6 protein-coding genes are annotated in these 4,619 nt (G+C 70.4%); 1 reads left to right on the forward strand and 5 read right to left on the reverse strand.

The genetic code is table 11. The features are described from left to right. The first annotated feature begins 44 nt into the window (after nt 1-44). Nucleotides 45-374: a transcription factor S gene (locus tag U4E84_RS16195; RefSeq protein ID WP_322533148.1), complete on the forward strand. Its 330-nt coding sequence runs from the start codon at nt 45-47 to the stop codon at nt 372-374. A gap of 67 nt (nt 375-441) precedes the next feature. Here the strand turns inward: U4E84_RS16195 and U4E84_RS16200 are convergent, their stop codons facing one another. The 5 genes from U4E84_RS16200 to U4E84_RS16220 all read right to left on the reverse strand — a co-directional run bounded on the left by U4E84_RS16200 (nt 442) and on the right by U4E84_RS16220 (nt 4,599). After that, a complete protein-coding gene (locus U4E84_RS16200; protein WP_322533149.1) occupies nt 442-1,680 on the reverse strand; it encodes a cytochrome P450 in 1,239 nt (412 codons plus the stop codon). Nucleotides 1,681-1,775: 95 nt separating this feature from the next. After that, nucleotides 1,776-2,426: an alpha/beta hydrolase gene (locus U4E84_RS16205; protein ID WP_322533150.1), complete on the reverse strand. Its 651-nt coding sequence runs from the start codon at nt 2,424-2,426 to the stop codon at nt 1,776-1,778. A 23-nt stretch (nt 2,427-2,449) separates the two neighbouring features. Further along, a complete protein-coding gene (locus U4E84_RS16210; RefSeq protein WP_322533151.1) occupies nt 2,450-2,848 on the reverse strand; it encodes a DUF5778 family protein in 399 nt (132 codons plus the stop codon). 109 nt (nt 2,849-2,957) lie between these two features. Further along, the gene (locus U4E84_RS16215) at nt 2,958-3,914 is read right to left on the reverse strand and encodes an A/G-specific adenine glycosylase (RefSeq protein ID WP_322533152.1); all 957 of its coding nucleotides are present in this window, start codon (nt 3,912-3,914) and stop codon (nt 2,958-2,960) included. A 25-nt stretch (nt 3,915-3,939) separates the two neighbouring features. Next, complete coding sequence (locus tag U4E84_RS16220) at nt 3,940-4,599, reverse strand: hypothetical protein (protein WP_322533153.1); 660 nt, start codon at nt 4,597-4,599, stop codon at nt 3,940-3,942. Between the last annotated feature and the right edge of the window lie 20 nt (nt 4,600-4,619).

The following is a 4,619-nucleotide window of genomic DNA, read 5'->3' on the forward strand; positions in this document are numbered from 1 at the left end:
AGTCACGAGACCTAAACCGCTCGACGCCCTACCGTGACCCATATATGCAGTTCTGTGACGACTGCGGCTCGATGATGGTCTCTCGCGACGGGGAGATGGTGTGTCAGAACGACGACTGCGGCGGCACCGCCGAGCGCGACGAGGCGCTCGCCGCCGCGTTCGAGTCGACGACCGAACAGACCGGCGACGAGGTGATCGAGACGGAGGAGGGCGCGAACTTCGAGGGGAAGCCGACCGCGACCGACGTCGTCTGCGACGAGTGCGGCCACGACGAGGCGTGGTACACGATCAAACAGACGGGCGCGGCCGACGAGCCCCCGACGCGCTTCTTCAAGTGCAAGGAGTGCGGCCGTCGCTGGCGCGGGTACAACTGACCGTGCCTGTTGAACCTCGCAGGTAGCGGTTTCCGTCCGAAACGGCGGGTTGTTGAACGATGCGTATCTACCGTCGTTCGTCGTATCGGATCGGTAGCGATTCGACGCCGTAGATGAACGAACTCCGCGTCGGCCGGAGGGGCGCCTCCGTGAGTCGCACGCGCTCGACGCGATCGAGTAACTCCGACAGCCCGACTTTGGCTTCGAGTCGGGCGAGCGGTGCCCCCAGACAGTAGTGGGTTCCGTGACCGAACCCGATGTGCTGGTTGGGTGAGCGGTCGGGGCGGAACGTATCGGCCGCGTCGAACCGACGTTCGTCGCGGTTCGCGGAGCCGATCCAAGCGATGACGCGGTCGCCCGCTTCGACGGTCTCGCCGCGCATCCGCACGTCTTCCGCGGCGACCCGGCTCATGGCCTGCACCGGCGACCGATATCGCAGCACCTCTTCGATGGCGCTCGCGAGCGCGCGGTCGTCCCCACGCAGCTCGTCGACCAGATCCGCGTCCGTCTCGGCGAAACACCGCACCGCGTTCGCGATGAGGTTCGTCGTGGTGATGTTCCCCGCGACGAGCAGCAGGATACACATCCCGAGTGCCTCCTCGCGGGAGAGCCGTCCTCCCGCGTCGGATTCGGCGGTGACGATAACGGAGAGGAGGTCCTCTCGGGGGTTCTCACGGCGGTCCTCTATCATTTCCAGGAAGTACTGGCCCATCTCCATCTGGGTTTGCTGCTGGCGTTCCGCGAACGCGTCCGCGCTCTCTCCGTCGCTCGCGGCTTCCACGAGCGCGTCCGACCACGTCTTGAATCGGTCCCGATCCGACGACGGGACGCCGAGCAGTTCGGCGATAATCGCGACCGGGAACGGGTACGCGAGGTCCTCGACGACGTCCATTCGCCCGCGTGCCCCGACGGCGTCGTCGAGCAACTCGCCCGCCAGGTCTCGGAAGTGGGGTTCGCGGTCCGCGAGCGTCCGGGGTTGGAACCACTCGTCCACGACGCCCCGGAGTTCGTCGTGGCGGGGCGGGTCCTCGAACAGCATCGTATCGAGGATCAGCCCTTCGCCCGGCCCGTCGGGTTCGACGAAGTCGTCCGCCTCCCGAGGGTCCACCGAGAACACGTCGTCGTCGTCCAACACGCGTTTCACGTCCTCGTACCGGAAGACGTCCCACGTACGACGCTCGGCGTCGTACCGGACTGGAGCCGCTTCACGCATCCGCTCGTACCAGTCGAACGGGTCGAGCCACGACTCGCGGTCGCGGAGTTCTTCGGGGACGGCCTGGAGCCCTCGGGGACCTGCCGAACTCATATCCTCGCGTTTCGGGACCAACGGGCTAAAACTCTCGGGCGGGCCTGGATGAACAGCGTCGCTTCTCGCCTCTCGTCTCGACCGAGTGGGGCTCGTTACATATCACCGCCCAACCGCGGCCCGAAGAACGCCGCCACCGTCTCTCCCACGTCCGCCGCCCGTCCCACGAAGAAGTGGTCCGACTCGAACGCCTGCGTCTCGACGCCCAGTTCCTCGGCCCGTTCCACGACGGGCTCCCAGTCGGCCGTCGAGTCGCGGGTCGCGTACAGGATCCGCGTCGGTACACCCAAATCCACGAGGCCGTCGAGGGCGGCGACCGCGTCGACGTCGGGGTTCAGCCGGGCCGTCGGCGCCAGCGCGCAGACGCCGGCGAGGCCGGGGCGCGAGGCGGCCGTCACGAGCGCGACCGTGGCCCCGAACGAGAAGCCGAACAGCCCCACGCGCTCGTAGCGCTCGACCGCCCACGAGACTGCGTTGTCGGCGTCCGTGCTCTCGCCGTACCCCTCGTCCCAGTCGCCGTAGTCGAACCGGAGGCAGTCGATCCCGCGATCGGTCAGCGCGTCGCTCGCGGCGGTCAGGCGCTCGTCGCCGCGGTGGCCGCGTTGCTGCGGGTGCGGCGGGCAGGCGACGACGACCGCGTCGGCTCGGGCGTCGCCGTCGCGCTTCGACTCGCCCCCGTCGCTCGCTGCGGTGTCGAGAGTGGCGCGCACGTCGCGGCCGCCGGGAATCAGGACGGTGTCGCTCACGGGGAGACCACCCGGACCGCCGCTCAGGGTACCTGCGTCACGCGGTCGACGTCGTCGAGGGCGGCCAGGTCGTCCGCGAGCGCCTCCTGCTCGACGCCGGCCTCGTAGTAGAAGACGAGGTCGAAGGTGCCGTCGCGGAGGAGCTGCTGGCACTCCCAGACGAAGTCCTCGCCGTCGAGGGTGCGTCCCTGGAACTGGTTCGAGGAGAAGCTCGTGTCGTCGTTGCCCGCCTCGATGTACGCCTCGCCCTTGCCGGCGTGGTTGGCGATGACGTCGTTGACAGCGACCGTGAGCTCGTGCATCTCCAGGTCCTCCTGTCCGCCGAGCGTCGTGTGGACGATACACCCCACGAGTTCGATGTCGCCCGGCTCCAGCAGCGCCTTCGTCCGCGTGTAGAGGTCGGAGTCGACGGTCTCGCTCATGGCTCCTCCTTCCCGCTCCGGTGATAAACGGGTGACGGTTCCCGCGGGCGCAGCAGCGAGCCCTCGCGAGAGGCCGCCGCACGGGTGCGGCGCGCCCCGCGTCGACGCGCTACCGACGCAGCGAGACGACCGCCTCCTCGTTCCCGTCCTCGACCGCGACCAGCCCGTCGTCGGCGAGGTCGTCGACGAGCCCGCGGAGCCACTCCCGGCCGTACTCGCCGTTCGGAGCGTAGTCGACGCGGATCCGCGGACCGAGATCGTCGAGCGTCAGGTCGTCGTACTCGCCGAGCGTCCGGACGATCCGCCCGCGGAACTGCCGGCGGCTCCCCTCGAAGCTCGGCTGTGTGGGCACGTCGGGCGCGGTGAAGTCGCCGGTCTCGTAGGCGTGACACCACCGCCGCCAGGGGCAGCCGGCCTCGTCGCAGCGTGGGGCCGTCCCGCAGGCGACGCCGCCAAGCTCCATGATCGCGTTGTTCCAGACGCGGGACTCGCCGTCGGGCATCGCGTGCGAGGCGACCCGCGCGAACGCCGCGTCGTCGTCCGGCACCGCGAACGCGCGGTGGAGCACGCGCTTCACGTTGGTGTCGACGACGGCGTCGCCGTTGTCGAACGCGAACGACGCCACCGCGTTGGCGGTGTACGGCCCGACGCCCATCAGGCTCTGTAGCTTCTCTGGCGACTCCGGGAACTCCCCGTCGTAGTCCTCCTCGACCTGTCCGGCGGCCTCGTGGAGGTACGTCGCGCGGTTGTTGTAGCCGAGCGAGTGGTCCGACCAGAAGGCGACGACGTCGCCGCGGTCGGCGGCGGCCAGGTCGGCGGTCGTGGGCCACTCCTCGAGGAAGTCCTCCCACGCGGGGACGACGCGGTCGAGCTGCGTCTGCTGGCTCATCACCTCGCTGACGAGGATCGCGTACGGGTCCTCGGTGCGGCGCCACGGGAACTCGCGGTGGTCGGCCTCGTACCACGCCACGAGCGCCTCGCGGACCGCGTCCAGGTCGTCCGGCAGCTCCGGGGCGTCGCCGTCGTCGACGACGGTCCCCTCCGCGGTCGCGTCCGGATCGGTCATTACCGTCGGTCGGGCCGGCGGTCGTTTATCGCTGCTGGTCCCCGCCGCTCCGAACGGGGCCCATCGAGCGCGGGTCGCGGTCGGGGCCGGGGTACGCGCCGCCGACGGCCTCGGGGTAGAGCTTCTCGGCGGAGAACACGGTCGCGAACGCCCGCGGCTCCCGCACGCTCACGGGGAGTCGGTCCCGGAGCCCGGCCGCGGCCCGCGCCCCCGTGAGCGACGGGTCGAGGCTCACGACCTGCATCGCGGCGCCGCGGTACGCGGACGCCAGCGCCGGGTGGTCTCCCGGGGGGTGCGCGACCGGCTCGCGCCACGCCTCGACCGCGTCGCGCCAGTCGGCCGCGAGGTCAGTGTCGGCGAGTGAGGCGATCACCGCCGCCGCGTCGTCAAGGAGCGCGTCGCTGGCGACGAGCGTCGTCCACGAGTGCGCGCGCAGCGCGTCGAGCGCTTCGCGAGAGGGTCCGCCGACGAGGAGGTCCGCCGCGAGCACGTCGGCGTCGGCGACGACGCGGGCGGGGCTCGGGTCGCGATCGACGGGGTTCGGGCCGTCGTCGGTCGCTTTTTGGTCGCTCTCGGCGGTGTCCCCGTTTCCGGAGTCAGACCGACGCTCGCCCAGCGCCGCGCTCACCGCCTCGGCGTCCGCGTCGTGCTCGGCGGCTCGTTCGAAGAGGTCGGCGAAGGTCATTACCGGTGGATCGAGGGCGA

This window comes from Halorubrum sp. AD140 (assembly GCF_034497445.1).
Taxonomy (GTDB): Archaea; Halobacteriota; Halobacteria; order Halobacteriales; family Haloferacaceae; genus Halorubrum.